This is a genomic window from Variovorax sp. Soil_C_39 (genome assembly GCF_057656815.1).
This window is the reverse complement of record NZ_JBDGJQ010000003.1, coordinates 371292-387506: the sequence shown is the minus strand read 5'-3', so window position 1 is coordinate 387506 and position 16215 is coordinate 371292. Positions and strand designations below refer to the sequence as shown.

Sequence of the window (16215 nt, the reverse complement as noted above, 5' to 3'; positions counted from 1 at the left end):
CACCGGAGTACCGACCATGAAACGACGAACGCTCGCAGTCCACGCTGCTGCTGTTGCCCTGGCGCTTTCCGCCGCATGCCTGCCGGCGCTGGCCCAGGCACCCGCGACGAAAACGCTCAAGGTGGTCGCGCATGCGGATCTGAAGATCCTCGACCCGACCTTCACCACCGCCTACATCTCGCGCAACTTCGGCTACATGGTGTACGACACCCTGTTCGCGCAGGATGCGTCGGGCAAGCCGCAGCCGCAGATGGTCGAGAAATACACGGTCTCGAAGGACGGCAAGGCCTGGAACTTCACGCTGCGCGAGGGCCTCAAGTTCTCCGACGGCAGCGCCGTCACCTCGGCCGACGCGGTGGCCTCGCTGCAGCGCTGGGCCGCGCGCGACAGCCTGGGCCGTGCCATGACCGCGGTCGGCGCCGAATGGAAGGCCGCCGATGCGCGCAGCTTCACGCTCACGCTCGCAGAGCCCTTCGGCATGGTGCTCGATGCGCTCGCCAAGCCCTCGGGTTTTCCGCCGGTGGTGCTGCCCGAGCGGCTCGCGAAGATGTCGGCGACCGCGCCGCTGTCCGAGGTGCTGGGCTCGGGCCCGTTCGTCTTCAAGCGCGATGAATGGGTGCCGGGCAACAAGGCGGTGTTCGTGCGCAATCCGCACTACGTGGCGCGCAGCGAGCCGCCCAACGGCCTCGCGGGCAGCAAGAAGCCGCACTTCGACCGCATCGAGTGGCTCTACCTGCCCGATTCCAACAGCGCCATCGCGGCGCTCAAGCGCGGCGAGGTCGACCTCGTCGAGCAGTTGCAGCCCGACTACATCGCGCCGCTGCGCACCGACAGCAGCATCAAGATCGGCTCGGGCGGCGCCTACCAGGGCTTCCTGGTCATGAACCAGCTGCATCCCCCGTTCAACAACCCGAAGGTGCGCCAGGCGCTGCTCGCAGCGGTGAACCAGGAGCGCTTCGTCGCGGCCATGGGCTATCCGCTCGACATGCGCATGGCCTACTGCCCCACCTTCTTCATCTGCGGCAGCCCGAACGAGACCGCGGCCGGTGCCGAGCCCTACCGCAAATCCGACGTCGCCAAGGCCAAGAAGATGCTGGCCGACGCGGGCTACAAGGGCGAGAAGGTGGTGCTGCTGGTGCCGAGCGACGTGCCCTACCTCAACGCCGAGGCGCTGATGGCCGCCCAGACCATGAAGAGCATCGGCATCAACGTCGATGCGCAGAACCTCGACTGGGCTTCCATCGGCGCGCGCCGCGCCAAGCGCGATGCACCCGAGGCCGGCGGCTGGAACATGTACGTGACGGTGGCCGGCGAGTTCGACGTCAACTCGCCGATCAGCAACGCCTACCTGGGTGCAGCCTGCGGCAACACGCTGCCGGGCTGGCCGTGCGACAAGCCGCTGGACGAGCTGCGCACCGCCTGGCTGAAGGAAACCGTGCCCGCCAAGCGGAAGGAGCTGCTCGACGCCTTCCAGGTCCGCGCCTACGAGGCGGTGCCCTACATCAACGCCGGTCAGTACTCGGCCGCCTTCGCCGCGCGTTCCGACCTCAAGGGACTCGACAAGCTCTGGGCCGGCATGCCGATGTTCTGGGCGCTCAGCCGATAGGCAACGCAGGCACCGCCATGGGCTACATCGTTCGACGCGTCATCGCGACGCTTCCCGTCATGGCGGTGGTCGCCGTCGTGGTGTTCCTGCTGATCCACCTGTCGCCGGGCGATCCAGCCGCGCTGATCGCGGGCGACCTCGCGAGCGTGGAAGACATCGAGAAGCTGCGCACCGCGCTCGGGCTCGACCTGCCGCTATGGCAGCAGTTCGTGCTGTGGCTCGGCAAGCTCTTCACCGGCGACCTCGGCACCTCGATCTTCACGCAGGTGCCGGTGTCGCAGCTGCTGGGCCAGCGGCTGGAGCCCACGGTGTCGATCGCTGCGCTCACCATGCTGATCACGCTCGTGGTCGCGGTGCCGCTGGGCACGCTCGCGGCCTACCGCGCGGGCACCTGGGTCGACCGCCTCGTGATGCTGTTCGCGGTGCTCGCGTTCTCGGTGCCGGTGTTCCTCGTCGGCTATCTGCTGATCTATGCCTTCGCGATCCAGCTGCCGTGGTTCCCGGTGCAGGGCTACGTGCGCTTTGCCGACGGCCCCGGCGAATGGCTGCGCTCGCTGGTGCTGCCGTGCGTGAACCTCGCGCTGGTGTACATCGCGCTCGTGACCCGCATGACGCGCGCCACCGTGCTCGAGGTGCTGCATGAAGACTACATCCGCACTGCGCGCGCCAAGGGCCTGGGCGTGTTGCCCGTGCTCGGGCATGCGCTGCGCAACGCGGCGATCCCGATCGCCACCACCGTCGGTGTCGGCATCGCGCTGCTGATCGGCGGCGTGGTGGTCACCGAGACCGTGTTCGCCATTCCGGGCGTGGGCCGGCTGGTGATCGATTCGGTGCAGCGCCACGACTACCCGGTGATCCAGAGCGTGCTGCTGCTGTCGGCCGGCGTGTACGTGCTGATCAACCTGTTGATCGACCTGAGCTACCGGTTCTTCGATCCGCGCATCAGTTACTAGCCCACCGTGATGTCCAGCATCCTTCCGATGAACGAACACACCCTGCCCGCGGCGCCTGCCGCTGCCATGCCCGACGAGGCGCCCTTCGTGCCGCCGCGCTGGCGCTGGGCGCGCAAGCACCCGACGCTGATCGTCGGCGCGCTGCTGCTGATCGCCGTGGCCGTGCTGTCGATCGCCGCACCGTGGATCGCCACCCACGATCCGCAGGACATCGATCCGCTCGCGCGCATGCAGCCGCCGTCGGCCGAGCACTGGTTCGGTACCGACGCGCTCGGTCGCGACGTGTTCAGCCGCGCGGTGTGGGGCGGGCAGGTGTCGATGATCGTCGGCGCTGCAGTGGCCGCGCTGGCCACCGTGTTCGGTGTGCTGATCGGCCTGTTCGCGGGCTTCGTGCGCTGGGCCGACGGGCCCGTGATGCGCGTGATGGACGGGCTCATGGCCATCCCCGGCATCCTGCTGGCGATCGCGCTCATGGCCGTGACGCGCGCGAGCCTCACGACGGTGATCGTCGCCATCACCGTGCCCGAGATCCCGCGCGTGGTGCGGCTGGTGCGCTCGCTCGCGCTCACGCTGCGCGAACAGCTCTACGTGGAAGCCGCGCACGCCGTGGGCACGCGCCTGCCGTTGATCCTGTTTCGCCACGTGCTGCCCAACATGGTGGCGCCGCTGATCGTGCAATCGACCTTCGTCGCGGCCGCGGCGGTGCTGACCGAGGCCGCCCTCTCGTTCCTGGGCGTGGGCGTGCCCGCGCAGACGCCGAGCTGGGGCAACATGATGGCCGAGGGCCGCAACTTCGTGGCGGTGGCGTTCCACATCATCCTGTACCCGGGGCTGCTGCTGGCCGCGACGGTGCTGGCGATCAACCTGCTGGGCGACGGCTTGCGCGATGCGCTCGATCCGCGCCTGGCGCGGCAACTGTAGAAAGTGGGAAGAGCGCCATGAAGCCGATGTCCCATGTGGCCCTCGCCCCCGGCGAGCCCCTGCTCGAGGTCGACGAGCTGCGCACGCACTTCCACACGTTGAATGGCGTGGTGCGTTCGGTCGATGGCGTCTCGTACACGGTGCGCGCGGGCCGAACGCTCGGTGTGGTCGGCGAGTCGGGCTGCGGCAAGAGCGTGACCGCGCTGTCGATCCTGCGGCTCGTGCCCACGCCGCCCGGCCGCCATATGGGTTCTGTGCGCCTGCGCGGCACCGACCTGATGCAGCTGAGCGAGCGCGAGATGCGGCAGATCCGCGGCAACCGCATCTCGATGATCTTCCAGGAGCCGATGACCTCGCTGAACCCGGTGCTCACCGTGGGCCGGCAGATCGCCGAGACGGTGCAGCTGCACCAGAAGGCGACCCGCACCCAGGCGATGCAGCGCGCGGTCGAGATGCTGCGCGTGGTGCAGATCCCCGAGCCCGAGCGGCGCGTGAACGAATACCCGCACCAGCTGTCGGGCGGCATGCGGCAGCGCGTGATGATCGCGCTGGCGCTGGCCTGCAACCCCGAGGTGCTGATCGCCGACGAGCCCACCACCGCGCTCGACGTGACGATCCAGGCGCAGATCCTCGACCTCATCAAGCGGCTGCAGAAGGAACTCGGCATGGGCGTGGTGATGATCACGCACGACCTCGGCGTGGTGGCCGAAAGCTGCGACCGCGTGGTGGTGATGTACGCCGGCAAGAAGGTCGAGGAAGCCGACGTGATCGACCTGTTCGACCGGCCGCTGCATCCGTACACGCGGGCGCTGATGGCCTCGATGCCCGCAATGAACACGGCGCGTGCGCGGCTCAGCGAGATCCCGGGCTTGGTGCCCGCTGCGCACGAACTGGGGCGCGGTTGCGCCTTCGCCGCCCGCTGCAGCCACGCGCGCGAGCGCTGCCGCACCGAGGCGCCGCGGCTCGCGCCGCAGGGCGGCGACCACGAGGTGGCCTGCTTCGCCGTCGAGGAACGCTGGGACCAGCCCGCCGATGCCGTGGAGGTGAGCGCATGACGACGACCGACAGCGCGCCGCTGCTCCAGGTACGCAACCTGCGCAAGCACTACATCTCGCCCAAGCGCTGGCTGCGACCCGCTCAGCCGGCGATCCAGGCAGTCGACGGCGTCTCGTTCTCGGTCGCGCGCGGCGAGACGCTCTCGCTGGTCGGCGAGTCGGGTTGCGGCAAGACGACGACGGCCAAGTCGGTGATGCGGCTGGTCGAGCCGACCTCGGGCTCGGTGGCGCTCGAGGGCGAAGAGCTGCTGACGCTCTCGGCCAACGAGATGCGGCTGCGCCGCAGGCAACTGCAGATCATCTTCCAGGACCCGTACGCCTCGCTGAACCCCCGCCTGGCGGCCGGCGAGATCGTGGCCGAGCCGTTGCGCAACTTCGGCATGGGTGCCGCCGCCGAGCGGCGTGAGCGCGTGCAGTGGCTGTTCTCGCGCGTGGGGCTGCGGCCCGAAGCGGCCAGCAAGTTTCCGCACGAGTTCTCGGGCGGCCAGCGGCAGCGGCTGGGCATTGCGCGCGCGCTCGCGCTCAACCCGAAGCTCATCGTCTGCGACGAGCCCGTGTCGGCGCTCGACGTGTCGGTGCAGGCGCAGGTGGTGAACCTGCTGATGGACCTGCAGGCGGAGTTCGGCATCGCCTACCTGTTCGTCGCGCACGACCTGGCCGTGGTGCGGCACATCAGCCACCGCGTGGCGGTGATGTACCTCGGGCACATCGTCGAGATCGCCGACCGCGACACGCTGTTCTCGACGCCGCTGCATCCCTACACCGAGATTCTTCTTTCGGCGGTGCCGGTGCCCAATCCGCGCACGCCCGCGCGCCGGATGCTGCTGCAGGGCGATCCGCCGAGCCCCGCAAACCCGCCCTCCGGCTGCCGCTTCCATACGCGCTGCCCGATGGCGCAGGCGGTCTGCAAGGAAAAGACGCCCGAACTGGGCGAGCGCCCTTCGTCATCGGCCGGCGGCCATTGGGTTGCCTGCCACTTTCGCTGAAGAAACGACCTCACCGATGACCGATAAGCCCCCCCACTACGAGCTGCTGATCCGCGGCGGCACCGTGATCGACGGCACCAAGGCGCCGCGTTTCGATGCCGACGTCGGCATCGCGGGCGGCCGCATCGCCGCCATCGGCCAGCTCGCGGGCCACACGGCCGACCGCGTGCTCGACGCCACCGGCCGCATCGTCGCGCCGGGCTTCATCGACTCGCACACGCACGACGACCAGGCCGTGCTGTCGCAGGCGCAGATGCCGTTCAAGGTGTCGCAGGGCGTCACGACCGTGGTGGCCGGCAATTGCGGCATCAGCGCTGCACCGCTTCGGCCCGACATGGACCTGCCGATGCCGCTGAGCCTGCTCGAGGCGCCCGCCGAAGGCCGCTTCACCAGCTTCACGGCCTACCTCGACGCGCTGCGCGCCGCGCCCTCATCGGTGAACGTGGCCGCGATGGTCGGCCATTCGACGCTGCGCGCGGTGGTGATGTCCGACCTCGACCGCGCCGCGACCGCAGAGGAAATCTCGGCGATGCAGGCGCTGGTCGAAGAAGCGATGCAGGCCGGCGCGATCGGCCTGTCGACCGGCACCTTCTACCCGCCCGCGACGAAGGCGACGACCGAGGAGATCATCGAGGTCGCACGCCCGCTCACCGCCCGCAAGGCGCTCTACGTGACGCACATGCGCGACGAAGGCGACCGCGTGATGGAATCGCTCGAGGAGACCTTCCACATCGGGCGCGCGCTCGGCATTCCGGTGGTGGTGTCGCACCACAAGGTGCAGAACGCGCAGAACTTCGGCCGCACGAAGGTCACGCTTCCTTTCATCCAGCAGGCGATGCAGCACCAGTGCATCGGGCTCGACTGCTATCCGTACACCGCAGGCTCCACCATGATCCGTACCGACCGGGGCATGCTCGACGGCCGCGTGCTGATCGCCTCGAGCGTGCCGCACCCCGAGTGCGCGGGCCGCGACCTGAAGGACATCGCCGCCGACTGGGGCGTGCCGGCCGAAGAAGCGGCAAAGCGCCTGCTGCCCGGCAGTGCGATCTATTTCATGATGGACGAGGACGACGTGCAGCGCGTGCTGGCGTTCGACGAAACCATGATCGGCTCCGACGGCATTCCGCTAGGCGAGAAGCCGCATCCGCGGCTCTGGGGCACCTTCCCGCGCGTGCTAGGCCACTACAGCCGCGACATCGGCCTGTTCCCGCTGGAGACGGCGGTGTGGAAGATGACCGGGCTCACCGCGCGCAACTTCGGTTTGACCGAACGCGGCACACTGGCGCCGGGCCACCATGCCGACGTGGTGATCTTCGATGCCGCCACGGTGCGCGACACCGCGAGCTACGCAGCGCCGGCGCAGCCAGCCGAGGGCATCGACGTGGTGATCGTGAACGGCGCCGTCACCTGGCAGCACGGCGTGCACAGCGGGGCGCGCAACGGGCAGGTGATCGTGCGGCGGGACGCGGCAGCGGCGCGTTAGTTGGGCGGGTTAGTCGGGCGCGTTCATCACGCGCGCGAATTCCTCGTCGGCCGGCACGTTGTCGGCATCGAGATCGCTGGCGTCCGTGAGGTCGAGGCCGGCCTCGGAGAGATCGTCGCCCGCTTCGGATTCCATTTCCTCGAAATCGTCGACCGGCGAGTCGTCTTCATCTTCGTTCGATGGCGGCGGGGCGGAACGCTTGTGGGCGTCGACGTGCTTCATGATCGGCTCCTCGGCGAAGGGAATGGACGAAACAATCGCGAGCCCCGATGGTGCGCCTGTTTCGGGATTGCGCCAAATCCCCGCCGGCCGCGGATTCAGTCCTTGTGTCCGGGCTCGCCGTGCGTGCCGTGGTCATGGCCCTCGTGGCCATGTTCCTCATGTCCCTGGGCATGCCCATGCGCATGGTCGCCGTGGGCCAGCCCGCTCACGAGCGCGACCAGCAGGATGCCCACCGCAAGCCAGGCCACCTGGGCCGCGGTCTGCCGTGCGCCCAGGCGCTTCTGCAGTTGCGGAATCAGGTCGGCCAGCGCCACATAGACGAAGCTGCTGCTCGCCAGCACCAGGAAATACGGCAGCCAGTCCTTGAGCTGGTCGACCAGCCACCATCCCGCGATGCCGCCGAGCATCGTCATGGTGCCCGCAAGCGACACCTTGACGAGTGCAGCGCGCGGGTTGGCCGAGGTCTGCCGCAGCACGACCAGGTCGCCGATGTGGTGCGGCACCTCGTGCGCGAGCACCGCCACGGCCGCCACGAGGCCCAGGCGCATGTCGGCAACGAAGGCCGATGCGATCAGGATGCCGTCGCCGAAGCAGTGCACGCTGTCGCCGGTCAGCACGGCCCAGCCGCCGCCCGCGCGCGGGGCATGCGCGTGGTCGTGATCGTGGCCATGCGCGTGGTGATGGCCGCCATGTTGGTGATGCTCGTGGCCGTGGTGCCAGAGCTCGGCCTTGTCGAGCAGAAAGAAGAACACGATCCCGAACAGCAGCACGCCGAACAGGAGCGCGGGCGCGATGCGGCTCTCGAAGGCCTCGGGCAGCAGGTGCATGAAGGCGGTCGCGAGCAGCGCGCCCGCGGCGAGGCTCAATAGGTGCTGCGGATTCACGCCGCCCGAGCCGCTGCGCACGCCCACGCGCAGCAACCCTGCGGCGAGCCACACGCTTCCGATGCCGGCAACCAGGGTCGCCACGATGATCACTATCAAATTCATAGCTGCTTGCGCAAGGTCGATGGGCGCATGCGCCCGATGTCGTTCATCAACAAATAAACGGAAAAGGCCGTCACGCGGACGGCCTTCGGCAGTGGTTGGCTACTGGCGATCGTCAGGCGACGCCATTGGCTTTGAACCAGGCCGAGGCGCGCTGCCATCCGTCGTCGGCTGCGCTCTTGACGTAGCTCGGGCGGTAGTCGGCATGGAACGCGTGGCCTGCTTCGGGGTACACGACGAAGCTCGAGGCCTTGGCAGCCGGGGTTCCGGTCGCCAGGGCGGCCTTCATCTTATCAACCGTGTCAAGGGGGATGCCCTGGTCCTTGCCGCCATAGAGGCCGAGCACCGGCGCCTGCAGGCTGGCGGCCACGTCGACCGGGTGCCTGGGCGTCAGTTCGCTCGCGTTGCCGACGAGCCGGCCGTACCACGCCACGCCCGCCTTGACCTTGCCGGTGGCGGCATAGAGCCAGGTGATGCGGCCGCCCCAGCAGAAGCCGGTGATGCCCGCCTTGCTGGTGTCGCCGCCGTTGGCCGCGGCATAGGCGAGTGCGCCGTCGAGGTCGGCCATGACCTGCGCATCGGGCACCTTCGAGACGATGTCGGCCTGCAGCTTGGGGATGTCGGTGTAGCCGCGCGGGTCGCCCTGGCGCGCATAGAACTCGGGTGCGATCGCCAGATAGCCGAGCTTCGCGAGGCGGCGGCAGGTGTCGGCGATGTACTCGTGCACGCCGAAGATCTCCTGCACCACGAGGATCACCGGCAGCCCGGTCTTGCCGGCCGGCGCGGCGGCATAGCCGGGCACCTCGAAGCCGTTGACGGTGTACTTGATCGGGCCGGCCTTCAGGCCCTCGGCCGAGGTGCTGACGGTGCTCTGCGCCATCACCGGCATGACGGCGGCGGCATAGCCCACGCCGATCGCGGCCTTGAGCGCGGTGCGGCGCGTGGCGCCCTGCTCGGTGCTCTCGCCGGGGCGCAGCGAATCGAATTCGGATCGGAGGTCGGAACGGCTGTCGTCGCGAAGGGACATGGGAGGGGCTCCAGTGGGTTCGTCGAACAGAAGGGGCATGCGGACCAGGCTCTGGAACGCACGCCGCAATGTAGGCGAAATCAGGCCGGCCCGACTGACGGCAGGGTTGTCCAGCCGCGGTAGGCGCGCCGCGCCAACGCGTCGGCGAGCACCTGCGCCGGATCGACCAGGGCGAGGCCCGCCACGGCCGCCGAGCCCTGCAGCCCGAGCGGCACCTCGGTGCAGCCCATGATGATGGTGACCGGCCCGTGCCGCTCGGCGAGCCGCAGCGCCACCTGCGAGAAGCATTGCTCGGCGAGCGGCATGTTGCCCGCCTTGACGCCGTCGAAGATGCCCCGTGTGATGGCGCGGCGTTCGTCGGCGAGCGGCACGTGGCATTCGAGCCCCGCCTCGGCCAGCGCCTGTTCGTAGAGGCGCACGCGGTAGGTGCCCTCGGTGGCCATCAGCGCCACCTTGCCCACGTTGTGCGCGGCCAGGTGCAGCGCCACCTCGCGCGCCATGTGCAGCAGTTCCACCTGCGGAAAGCGCTCCTGCAGCTTGGCGTGCCAGGCATGCGCCGTGTTGCAGGCGATGGCCACGGCCTGGCTGCCGAGCGCCGCCAGGCGCCCGAGTGCCTGCAGCATCGGCTCGAGCGGCTGGTGCGCGCCGCTGTCGGGCGAGCCGAGCGCCTGCGTGCGGTCGGGCACCGGCACCTGCGCGAGCCAGTGCTCGGGAAAGGACTGGTCCCGCACCGGCAGCCCGCGCGCGCGCATCTGCCCGGCACAGGCCTCGACGAAGAGCCGCACGAAGTCGGCCCCCGCCGCCGGGCCCATGCCGCCCAGGATGCCGACGACGTTGGGGGAAGCCATGCCGCGTGCGCCTTGCCCGATCAGGTCGCCGGCTTGTCGCTCGGGTTCGCGATGTTGTCCTTGAGCTGCTGGTTCATCGGCAGGTTCAGCGGCACGTTGCGCGGCGGGATCGGCGACATGAACCACTTGGTGTAGAGCTTCTCGAACTCGCCGCTCTTCATCATGCCGGTGAAGGTGTCGTCCACGAGCTTCTTGAAGGCCGGGTCGTCCTTGGGCAGCATGCAGGCATAGGGCTCGACCTGCAGCGCGTCGCCCACCACCTCGTAGTCGGCCGGGTTCTTGGCGTTGGCGATCAGGCCGAACAGCAGGATGTCGTCCATCGCGAAGGCCACCGCGCGATTGCTTTCGACGAGCAGGAAGGCATCGGCGTGGTCCTTTCCGAGCACGATGTCCATGTCGAGGTTCTTCTCGGCGTTGTACTTGCGCATGACCAGCGCGTTGGTGGTGCCGGTGGTGCTCGCCACCGTCTTCTTGGCGAGGTCGGCGTAGTTCGTGATCTTCGACGACTTCTTCGCCAGCAGCCGCGTGCCCGTGTAGAAATGGTTGACGGCAAAAGCCACGTCCTTGCCGCGCGCGGTGTTGTTGGTGGTGGAGCCGCACTCCAGGTCGACCGTGCCGTTGGTGATCAGCGGGATGCGGTTCTGCGAGGTCACCGACATGAGCCCGACCTGCAGGTCCGGCTTGTTGAGCTTCTTCTTGACCGCCTCGACCACGGCGTTCGAAAGCTCGACCGAGAAGCCGATCGGCTTGTTCCCGTCCAGGTAGCTGAAGGGCACCGACGACTCGCGGTAGGCGAGCGTGATCTTGCCGGAGGCGGCGATCTTGGCCAGCGTGTCGGCGGCCTGGACGCCGGTGGCGGTGAGCGTCACCAGGGCGGCGGCCATCAAAGCGGAGAGTTTCATGCGTGCCTTCTTCAGTGGGTTGAACGGAGCGGCCAGTGTAAGAAGGAGTGACACACCGCGACAATTCCAAATGAACCCTAGGCCATACCCAAAGGTTATGGGTACCTGGCAGGCCAGCCATGCGGTTTGGCTATGGGGCGCGGCGCTTTTGGCATTTCCGGCACGGCCGAGGCGCACCTACATTCGTCGTTCCGGTTCGTTCTTCTGCTTTCTGTCTTCTCCGTTGTCCCCGTCTTCCTTCCTGAAAGTTGCCTGATGCATGTGTGTGTGCTCGGCGCCGGCATCGTGGGCCTGGCGACCGCCTGGCAGCTCGAGCGCCAGGGCCACGAGGTCACGGTCATCGACCGTGCCGCCCCCGGTGCGGGGGCGAGCGGCGGCAACGGCGCGCAGCTCAGCTACTCGTACGTTCAGCCGCTGGCCGACCCGTCGATCTGGAAGCAGCTGCCCAAGCTGCTGCTGTCGCCCACCTCGCCGCTCAAGCTGCGGCCGCAGCTCGATCCGCTGCAATGGCGCTGGGGCCTCTCCTTCCTGGCGGCCTGCAATGCCCCGACCTCGCGCGACACCACCGCCCGGCTGCTGGCGCTGGCCGCACTGAGCCGCACCGGGTTCGAGGCGATGCAGGCTGATGTCTCGCCCGACTGCGACTTCTCCGCCACCGGCAAGCTGGTGCTCTATGCGAGCGAGGCCTCGCTCGCGGGCGCGCACGCGCAGCTCGAACTGCAGCGCACGATGGGCAGCGAACAGCGCATCGTCACGCCCGACGAGTGCATCGCGATCGAACCCGCGCTGGCCGGCTACCGCGACCGGATGGCCGGTGCGGTGTACACGCCGAGCGAATGCGCGGCCGATTGCCTGAAGGTGTGCGCCGAGCTGATGCGCGTGCTCGAAGCGCGCGGCGTGCGCTTTCTGCTCGGCACCGATGTGCATGGCTTCGTGCAGCACGGCGGCCGCGTGGCCGCGGTGCAGACGAGCGCGGACGCGATCGAGGCCGATGCCTTCGTGATGGCGCTCGGCACCGCCTCGCACCGGCTCGGCCGCGCGCTCGGCGCCTACCTGCCGGTGTACCCGCTCAAGGGCTACAGCATCACGGTCGAGGTCGACCCGGCGCCCGGCGCCGCGCCGCACGTGAACGTGACCGACAGCGCACGCAAGGTGGTGTTCGCGCGCATCGGCTCGCGGCTGCGCGTGGCGGGCATGGCCGAGCTCGTGGGCCACGACGCCAGCATTCCGGCCACGCGCATCGAGACGCTCGCGGCCGCCACGCGCGCGCTGTTCCCGCACGCCAGCCGGCTCGCGGAACTGCACCCCTGGACCGGCATGCGGCCGGCCACCCCCACGGGGCTGCCGATCATCGGGCGGCTCGCCGGCGCGCCGTCGAACATGCTGTTCAACACCGGGCATGGCGCGCTGGGCTTCACGCTGGCGTTCGGCTCCGCGCTGCGGGTTGCCGAGGCGCTGGACGCCGCCCCGCCGTCGCCGTCCTGAGCTTGCGACCCAGGCGGCGCCAGCCGATGACGACGCCGGTCAGGCTCAGCAGCGCACCGCCAAGGCTCAGCGCGACCAGCACAAGATCCCAGAGCGGGCGCCGCTCGAGCAGCGGCAGCCAGTCCCAGCTGTGCAGCATCGCGAACAGCCAGCGGCTCAGGCGGCGCTGATTGTCGGAGCGGCCGAGCACCGCGCCGGTCTGCGGGTCGACATGCACCCAGGTGGCGTTCGCGTCGGCGAAGACCACGCGCCAGACGGGCAAGGGCTTCTCGTTGCCGCCCGTCATGGTGTGCGGATCGCGGGCGTAGTAATGGCTGTCGTAGGCGCGCAGCACCTCGACGCGCTCGACCTTGTCGGGCAATAGCCGCGCCACCGCACGCCGCAGCGCCTCGGCATCGACCGCCTGCGGCGCGGCATTGCGTGCGTCAAGCAATTGCGGGCGGCCGCCCGCCTGCTCGGCGCGCACCAGCGTGCGCCCGGCGACGCGCACCCAGCGCAGCTCGCGCACCCCGGTGCCGGCAGAAGCCAGCAGCGCCGCCGGCGCGGCGTCGTCCGCCGACGGTTCGAGCGGGCCGCCATTCATCGCCTCGGTGCGGAGCGCCGGTGCGCCGCTGTCGAAGATGCGCCACGGGTTCATCGACATGAGCCCGCTGAAAATCCACGTCAGCGTCACGAGCGCGAACAACAGCCCCGCGATGTGATGCCAGCGCATCATGCGTCCCTGATAGGGCGAATGCGAGCCGCTGCGGTGGTAGCTGCGGCGAAAGCGCCAGCGCATCAGGCCGACCGCGGTGCCGGTCAGCGTGAGCGCGATGCCCGCGATCGACAGCCAGTTGACGATGTCGGCCCAATACCGATCGAGCGCGGTGCCGCGCAGCGGATAGAGCCAGTGGATCCAGGCGCCGGCGTAGTTCCAGAGCCGCTCGGTGCGCGGCGCATCGCGCACCACTTCCCCGGTGCGCCCCGACACGTAGAGCCGCGTGGCCCCGGCATCGGCGAGATCGACCACCTGCAGCGGGCGATGGGCATCGAGCGCGCGCGAATGCGTGAACGCGTCCTCGTCGATCGTGCCGCGGTGCTCGGCCGCCACGCCCTCGCCCGCCCGGCCCTCGCCCACATAAGCGCGCGCGCTCGCGAGTGCGCGCTCGCGGTCGACCTCGCGCAGCACGGCGCCCGTGCGTGCGTCGATCACCACCACGCCGCCGCGCGCCGCCGCCCGCGCCAGGTATACGGGGCGCCCGCCGCTCGCCGCCGCGAGCCGCAAGTCCTTCAACGGCCCGACCAGCCCCGCTGCGTCGAGCGCCTGCCGTGGCGCGAGCAGCGGCGCAGAAGCGTCGAGCACGGGCAGGTGCCGCAGCCGCTCCGCCTCGGTGAGCTTCGGATAGCCCACGTACATCATCACCACGCCCGAGACGAACCACATCGCGAAGAAGGCGCAGGCCAGCACGCCGAGCCAGCGGTGGACCAGGAACAACCAGCGCTTCCAGTGCATGGTGCGGCTCCGGTTCAGAAGGCCACGCGAACGGACACGTCCGCCGTGCGCGGCGCGCCGAGGTAGGCAAAGGTGCTGCCCACGTTCGTGGCATGGATGCGATCGGTCGCGTTGCGGATGCGGCCGACCAGCGTGACCGACCGGTTGAGCTTCCAGCTCAGGCCCAGGTCGAGCAACGTGTAGCCGGGCCAGTGCAGCGTGTTGGCCGCGTCGGCATACACCTTGCCGACATGCCGCACGCCCACGCTGCCCTGCAGGTTCGGCGTGAAGGCATACGACACCCAGAGGTTCGCCACCGTGGCCGGCGTGTTGGTCGGCGTGCGGCCGGCCAGTGACACGCCGCCCTGCGTGAAGCGCTCGTAGCGCGCATCCACATAGCTGAGGTTGCCCTGCAGCGACCATCGCGGCGTCGGCTGCAGCCCGACGGCCAGCTCGACCCCCTTGGACGACTGCTCGCCGACCAGCAGCGTGAGTGCGCTGTTGGCCGGGTCCTGCGTGGCGATGTTGTTGCGGCGGATGCCGTAGGCCGCGAGCGTGGCGCTGCCCTTGCCTTGCCAGAAGTCGAGCTTGGTGCCGACCTCCAGCTGGCGTCCGGTGGTGAGCTCGCTGTTGTTACGCACGTCGGCGAACGATGCGGTGGAGAGCACCCCCGACGGCGGATCGGCCGCCGTCGCGTACTGCGCATAGAGGCTCGCGCCCGGCGCGAAGTCCCACACCAGGCCGATGCGCCCGGTCGTGGGCTTGTAGCCGCGGTGGAAGGTGGCGGGGTTCGACGCGTCGACCGTGCGACGGTTGACCAGGTCGAGCTCGATGCGCTCGTGGCGCAGTGCCGTCACCAGATGCAGCGTCTGCGCGAGCGCGGTGCGGTTCTCCAGATAGAGCGCGGTGGTGCGCACCCGGTTGTCGCGGTCGGGCCGGAAGCCCGGCACCATGCCCGGCACCTCGAAGAAGCGCTCGGTCGCGAACAGGTAGGGGTCCACCGTGCTCACCGTACCCGGCAGGCTGTTCGGAAAGCGCGTCTGCCGGTTCTCGCTGAAATCCAGCCCGAACGACCAGTCGCTCTTCAGCCCGCCGAGCTGCCCCTTGTAGACGCCCTCGATGCGGTTGCCCCACACCGTGTGGTCGTGCTGCTGCAGCAGCGCGGCCGAGCGGACCACGGCCGTGTTCGACGGGTTGTAGCGGTAGCTCTCGACGTTGCGGTAGTCGCGCAGGGCGTCATAGGCATAGAAGGTGTTCTTCAGCTGCAGCGCGTCGGTGGCCTGCCATTCTGTGACCGAGCGCAGCCACTGCACGCGTTGCGCATAGCGGCCGTCGCTGCTGTTGTAGTTCTTGAAGCGGGTGGCGGGGTCGATGCGCATCGTGCCGGCCAGCGGGTTGAGCGCCGGCGTGCCCCAGTACGGCCGGTCGACCTGCTCGTCCTGGAATTCGTAGGCCAGCGTGTGCGTGAGGCCGCCGCCCAGATCCGACAGCAGCGAGGCCGCGAGCTGCGTGGCACGGCGCCTGGTGCCGTCGGTCCAGCCGTCGGCATCGCGGTGGTTCACGTCGATGCGCGCATGCTGGCTGCCCGGCCCGCCATCGCCCACAACGCGGCGGTTCAGGCCGAAAGAGGCCTCCCTGAGGTGCTCGGTGCCGAGCCGCAATTGCGCCTCGGCAAAGTCGTTGCCGCGCTCGGCGACCTTCGTGATGTAGTTGACCGAGCCGCCCAGCGCGCCCGAGCCGAACAGAAAGCTCGAGGGTCCGCCGATGGCTTCGACGCGGTCGTAGATCCAGCTGTCGACCGGGCGCGCCGCAATCGAATACTGCACGCTGATGCCGTTGAAGAGCTGGCCGATCGAGTTGCTGCCGAAGCCGCGGTAGCTCACGCCAACGTTGCCCGGCGCGTCATGGGCGGTCACGCCCGGAATGGCGCGCAGGATCTCCTGCGTGTCCTGCGCGCCGCGCGCCTCGATCGCGGTGCGGTTCACCACCGTGACCGAGGCCGGCGTCTCGCGCGGCGTGAGGCCGAGCCGGCTCGCGGTGCCGGACGGAGTATCGAGGTCGAGGCGGCCGTTCGCGCGCGGCGCCTCGTCGACCACCTCGATCGGTGGCAGCGTGGGCGCGCCGGCGGTCTGGGCGCGTGCGGGGGCGCTCGCGGCGCCGACAAGGGCAAGCAGCCCGAGCGTGGGAGCAAAAGGAAGGCGGAACATGGAATCTCTCTGGCCATCGGCGTGCGCGCGCAAGAGAAGAAAGCGCAGACGCAGCGCCGGCCA

The 16215-nt window shown here is 69.4% G+C and carries 14 protein-coding genes; 7 read left to right on the top strand and 7 right to left on the bottom strand.

The annotated features are described in order from the left end of the window. Positions 1-16: 16 nt before the first annotated feature. From AC3A6J_RS09820 to AC3A6J_RS09795, 6 genes are read left to right on the top strand one after another with little or no spacing between them, the layout of a single operon-like run. Positions 17-1606, top strand: a complete 1590-nt coding sequence (locus tag AC3A6J_RS09820) for an ABC transporter substrate-binding protein (RefSeq protein ID WP_487859740.1) — start codon at positions 17-19, stop codon at positions 1604-1606. Between the two features lie 17 nt (positions 1607-1623). After that, positions 1624-2559, top strand: coding sequence for an ABC transporter permease (locus AC3A6J_RS09815; RefSeq protein ID WP_487859739.1), 936 nt, complete (start codon positions 1624-1626; stop codon positions 2557-2559). 27 nt (positions 2560-2586) lie between these two features. Further along, positions 2587-3480: an ABC transporter permease gene (locus AC3A6J_RS09810; protein WP_487859738.1), complete on the top strand. Its 894-nt coding sequence runs from the start codon at positions 2587-2589 to the stop codon at positions 3478-3480. 17 nt (positions 3481-3497) lie between these two features. Then, entirely contained in the window at positions 3498-4535 is a 1038-nt protein-coding gene (locus AC3A6J_RS09805; RefSeq protein ID WP_487859737.1) for an ABC transporter ATP-binding protein, read from the top strand. After that, the gene (locus tag AC3A6J_RS09800; RefSeq protein WP_487859736.1) at positions 4532-5521 is read left to right on the top strand and encodes an ABC transporter ATP-binding protein; all 990 of its coding nucleotides are present in this window, start codon (positions 4532-4534) and stop codon (positions 5519-5521) included. The genes AC3A6J_RS09805 and AC3A6J_RS09800 overlap by 4 nt, the downstream gene beginning before the upstream one ends. Before the next feature lie 16 nt (positions 5522-5537). After that, positions 5538-7004: an N-acyl-D-amino-acid deacylase family protein gene (locus tag AC3A6J_RS09795; protein ID WP_487859735.1), complete on the top strand. Its 1467-nt coding sequence runs from the start codon at positions 5538-5540 to the stop codon at positions 7002-7004. Positions 7005-7013: 9 nt separating this feature from the next. Here AC3A6J_RS09795 and AC3A6J_RS09790 read toward each other — a convergent pair whose 3' ends face one another. The 5 genes from AC3A6J_RS09790 to AC3A6J_RS09770 form a co-directional block, all read right to left on the bottom strand. Further along, positions 7014-7226 carry a hypothetical protein gene (locus tag AC3A6J_RS09790; RefSeq protein ID WP_487859734.1) on the bottom strand — a complete coding sequence of 71 codons (213 nt, stop codon included), beginning with the start codon at positions 7224-7226 and terminating at the stop codon, positions 7014-7016. A 95-nt stretch (positions 7227-7321) separates the two neighbouring features. Further along, entirely contained in the window at positions 7322-8215 is an 894-nt protein-coding gene (locus AC3A6J_RS09785; RefSeq protein WP_487859733.1) for a ZIP family metal transporter, read from the bottom strand. Positions 8216-8327: 112 nt separating this feature from the next. After that, a complete protein-coding gene (locus tag AC3A6J_RS09780) occupies positions 8328-9239 on the bottom strand; it encodes a dienelactone hydrolase family protein (RefSeq protein WP_487859732.1) in 912 nt (303 codons plus the stop codon). Between the two features lie 80 nt (positions 9240-9319). After that, on the bottom strand, positions 9320-10087 hold the full coding sequence (locus AC3A6J_RS09775) for an aspartate/glutamate racemase family protein (RefSeq protein ID WP_487859731.1): 768 nt from the start codon (positions 10085-10087) through the stop codon (positions 9320-9322). A gap of 20 nt (positions 10088-10107) precedes the next feature. Then, a complete protein-coding gene (locus tag AC3A6J_RS09770) occupies positions 10108-10989 on the bottom strand; it encodes a transporter substrate-binding domain-containing protein (protein WP_487859730.1) in 882 nt (293 codons plus the stop codon). Positions 10990-11244: 255 nt separating this feature from the next. On the opposite strand from AC3A6J_RS09770, the gene AC3A6J_RS09765 reads away from it, so the two are divergent. Then, entirely contained in the window at positions 11245-12474 is a 1230-nt protein-coding gene (locus tag AC3A6J_RS09765) for a D-amino acid dehydrogenase (protein ID WP_487859729.1), read from the top strand. On the opposite strand, the gene AC3A6J_RS09760 is transcribed toward AC3A6J_RS09765, so the two are convergent. Next, the gene (locus AC3A6J_RS09760; protein ID WP_487859728.1) at positions 12404-13966 is read right to left on the bottom strand and encodes a PepSY domain-containing protein; all 1563 of its coding nucleotides are present in this window, start codon (positions 13964-13966) and stop codon (positions 12404-12406) included. The two genes, AC3A6J_RS09765 and AC3A6J_RS09760, sit on opposite strands and share 71 nt — an antisense overlap. A 14-nt stretch (positions 13967-13980) precedes the next feature. Beyond that, complete coding sequence (locus AC3A6J_RS09755) at positions 13981-16152, bottom strand: TonB-dependent receptor (protein ID WP_487859727.1); 2172 nt, start codon at positions 16150-16152, stop codon at positions 13981-13983. Positions 16153-16215: the final 63 nt, after the last annotated feature.